Below are 4,034 nucleotides of genomic sequence, written 5' to 3' on the forward strand. Positions count from 1 at the left end.
ACATCTGAGCACAGCGAAGATGGCCTCGTAGAGGCGAGTATCAGGATGATACGAGTAGTGCCGCAGGCCACATTCTGTAGCCAAAGCGTGGGTTGTCAGGGAATTCGCTTTAATTCCCTGACTCGGACGTGGTCACCATAGCTATTTTGTCCACCAAAGGTCAAAACGTCCGAAACTTGCGCACCCAATTTATTCTATCCACCAACCCAAAAACACATTAGGATAACGTTTATTGATGACATTAGCCGGAAATCCACCACATACAATAATTTGGTCGAGTTTTTTAATATGCTTGATTATCGGCTTTAGGTTAAATCTTAATAATTGACTCATTACATAAAATGACTGGTTATAAGCCTTTAAAAAAAGACCTTCTTTCAAAAAATGTATCGGATTTTCACTTAATGCTAATTTTTGTTCTATTTCCATTACATGACTTCTCTTTATTTATTTGATTTTACCCCTGAGCCACCGCCATCGACACTTTCAGCGTCGCCGGCGGCGGGGGGCGGCGCGATTGTGGCTTCGCCGCAACAGCGCAACCCTAAGGGAATGCCCCAACTTACGCGGGGGCGTTATTCTTTGTTAGATTATCCTCTCAGGCACCATAACCGCCCCCGCGGCCCAAGGATTAAGGAATAAACGCTAAAAACTAAGGTGCGGTGCAAACAGCAAAGGAGCTGCTGCTGGCACTGTCGCTGCTGACATCGCCGTTGTACGAGCGGACATAGAAGCCAGAGCTACCTGCTGCGTCGCTCGTCCAGTAGCGGTAGCCGTAGCGCATGAAGCTCGCATCAGCGTAGTCGTATGTGGCGCCCCACTCCGAGAAAAAACCAGCACCTATGTGACGCATATAACTATTATCAGATGAATGAGGCAAGGCGCCATTTATGCCATTTACACATGGGAAATAAGTATTATAAACATCACACTTCGCGTTAGTTAAATCCTTTACCCGTGGCAAACGATATCCTAAACGACTGCACCAAGATATTTGGTCAGACTGACTAGCGTCTTTATTACCCCGATAGACGAACCACTGCTTTAACACAAATCCATACCTCACCTCATTACCATGACTATCCCTGCCCACCAATTCAAAGGTCTGCGGCAAAGATAGCAACGGGGTAAGCGGACTAGGATTATTTGATCGCATTTGAGAGCTATCCGGCTTAGGACCACTTAACTTAACTCGTGCGACAACTTTTTCTTTATCAACACCAGGAATCCACCTATCATTAGGTGTAACACTTGTCACTGTAGCTGTTATTCCACCACGAGTAACTGGAGACCATGTCAACTGACCTGCATCCACCCCACCTATGAGCAAATCAAAATACAATCCATTTCCCCCTGTAGTTGGAAAATTTCGGTCGTAAGAGGATGGACTTGTTGACTGAACTAAAAAACCCTTTGTAGGAGACCATATGTTAGCTGGGCCGGCGTAACTGCCTGTGCCATAACTAAGATTTGGCCTTGCGTGACAAACAACAGGACCACCATACGGATTGATATAATATGTCACCGTCTGACCACTAAAACTAGTCCTATTAGGAACTCCGTACCGTGTCTGTAAATATCCCCCTGTACTACTTAAGGTCACCCTATAAGGAGCCTTACATACATCTAAATCATCACTACGACCAACGGTATTACCATCCTTATCCCTAAACGATACCGATATATTCCCCGATGCGGTAACTCCATTAGCACCCTGTCCATCCCCATCATCATCACGCCAATAATTATATCGAGTGATTAAATCACTTATACTCACTGAACTAACCGATGACGGGACCATCATATCTATATCATCCAAAGTATTCCCTGCATAAGGCAATCCTATTGGATTTGATACACTTGATGTATTAGTAGACGGCGTGATAACCCGACCATTGTGCAACCGAATAGACAACAAACTATCCGTTGATATTGCCTTTGTTCGACCACCGTCGAACGTTAAATACGGCGGAGTACCTTCAATTGCTCTTGATGTATGTGCCGTTAATGCCACAGAACTCTGTGTATACGACAACAACAATACCACGGAGAACAACGCCGATTTAGGAAATCTAAATAATCTAAGTAAACCTGATAAGCCTGGTAAGCTTGGTAAACCTGAAAATTTAGATAGAAGAGGTAAACGCCTTGACCTCGGCGATAACCCTGCCGATAACGTCTCCGATTTCGCTACGCGAAATGACCTCGCTGATGAAAATAAGAATTGAGTCTGATTTCGACTACGGTGAAAATTAAAAAGTTTTAGGGCGTAGGTTTGGCAGGCCAGATGCCAGATGCCAGATGCCATAAATGGTAATGCATTTCGATCATCCTGTCAAGTAATTTTTTGTTTTATTTCGATTTTTTATAACTGACTGCTCTAATAATGAGCACTCCCTTGCTTTAAAAGCGCTTAAATTATAAGCGTTTGATTAATAATGTGCTATCTTTTTTGTTAAAAATTTGTAAAGTTTTGTTAAAGACGGAGTCAGCTTATGTGTGTGTTTTGGGATAAGCGGTTTGGGTGGAGGTTTTCAGCTAAAAACCAACAAATAAAAACTTGAATAAAATCAATACCTTTCTTGACCACTTTTTGGATGCAATTTCATTTTTTTTACACAAAAACAACTCACAAAAAAACACCTAAGATTATGTTGTCTGTCTTGTTCCGGCGTCAGAATGTGCCGACAACAGAGCGAGGTTAGCACGCAAAACAGGATGTTTGGCGAGTTTGTGGTGCGCCGGAAGCGCGTCCACAAACGGTGCGTTAAGACCGAGCGGGGGCGGCGCGATTGTGGCTTCGCCGCAACTGCGCAACCCTAAGGGAATGCCCCAACTTGCGCGGGGGCTTTATTCTTTGTTAGATTATCCTCTATCTTCACCATAACCGCCCCTGCGGCCCAAGGATTAAGGAATAAGAAATAAAAGCTAAGGTGCGGTGCAAAGGCCATAACGGTAGTTTCTGGCACTGTGGTTGGAGACGTTACCGTAGTCCGATTCGACATTGAAGCCATAGCTACCTGCCGCGTCGCTTGTCCAATAGCGGCTGTCGACGAAGCCCACATCAGCGTAGCTGCCCACGCGGCCCCACTCCGTGAAAAAACCAGCACCTATGTGACGCATGTAATGATTAACAGATGAACTAGGCGTAGCGCCATCTACGCCATTTATACATGAGAAGTTTCTACTAACACCACACTTCGCGTTAGTTAAATCCTTGATCTGTGGCAAACGATAACCCAAACTACTACACCAAGATGAGTGGTTAGACTGAGTATCCATTTTATTACCCCGATGGACGAACCACTGCTTTAACACAAATCCATACCTCACCTCATTACCTTGACTATCCCTACCCACCAACTCAAATGTCTGTGGCAAAAATAACAACGGCGTAAACGGACTAGGATTACTTGAACCTATTTGAGTACTATCCGCCCTAGGACCACTTAACTTAACACGCGCAACAATTTTTCCAATATCAGCAACAGGAATCCATGACTCATTAGTTGTTACACTTGTCACGGTAGCTGTTATACTACTACCATTCGTGACAACAGACCACGTCAACTGACTTCCATCTACTCCACCTATGAGTAGATCAAAATACAATCCATCAGCACCCGTTGTAGGAAAATTATGACCGTAAGACGACGAACTTGTTGACTGAACTAAAAAACCCTTATCACGACTCCATATGTTAGCTGGGCCTACAAAACTGTCTATAGCACCATGAGAAAGATTTGGCCTTGCGTAACAAACACGAGCAACAGTATTATATGGATTGATATAATACGTCACTATACTATTATTAAAATAGGTCGTATTAGGAACTCCGTACCGTGTCTGTAAATATCCCTCTGTACTACTTAATGTTACCTTATAAGGTGCATTACAAATATCTAATGTATCACTACGATTAACAGTATTGCCATCCTTATCCGTAAACGATACCGATATATCCCCTGTAGCAGTAACACCATTTATACCCTGTCCATCTCCATCATCATCTCCCCAATAATTATACCTAGTGA

General features: G+C 43.6%; 3 protein-coding genes. All 3 read right to left on the reverse strand.

Going from position 1 to position 4,034, the window contains the following annotated elements; translation table 11 throughout:
- Positions 1-189: 189 nt before the first annotated feature.
- Complete coding sequence (locus GQ598_RS10700) at positions 190-429, reverse strand: hypothetical protein (RefSeq protein WP_160404107.1); 240 nt, start codon at positions 427-429, stop codon at positions 190-192.
- Between the two features lie 223 nt (positions 430-652).
- The gene (locus GQ598_RS10705; protein ID WP_160404108.1) at positions 653-2,308 is read right to left on the reverse strand and encodes a hypothetical protein; all 1,656 of its coding nucleotides are present in this window, start codon (positions 2,306-2,308) and stop codon (positions 653-655) included.
- 620 nt (positions 2,309-2,928) lie between these two features.
- A partial coding sequence (locus tag GQ598_RS10710; protein ID WP_202112763.1) for a hypothetical protein occupies positions 2,929-4,034 on the reverse strand: 1,106 nt, incomplete at its 5' end.

The organism is Gilliamella sp. Pas-s95, assembly GCF_009795795.1.
Taxonomy (GTDB): Bacteria; Pseudomonadota; Gammaproteobacteria; order Enterobacterales; family Orbaceae; genus Gilliamella; species Gilliamella bombicola.

What these genes read in the sequence shown, in the direction of transcription:
- GQ598_RS10700 (WP_160404107.1), bottom strand. Translation starts at nt 429, where the DNA reads ATGGAAATAGAACAAAAATTAGCATTAAGTGAAAATCCGATACATTTT.
- GQ598_RS10705 (WP_160404108.1), bottom strand. Translation starts at nt 2,308, where the DNA reads ATGGCATCTGGCATCTGGCATCTGGCCTGCCAAACCTACGCCCTAAAA.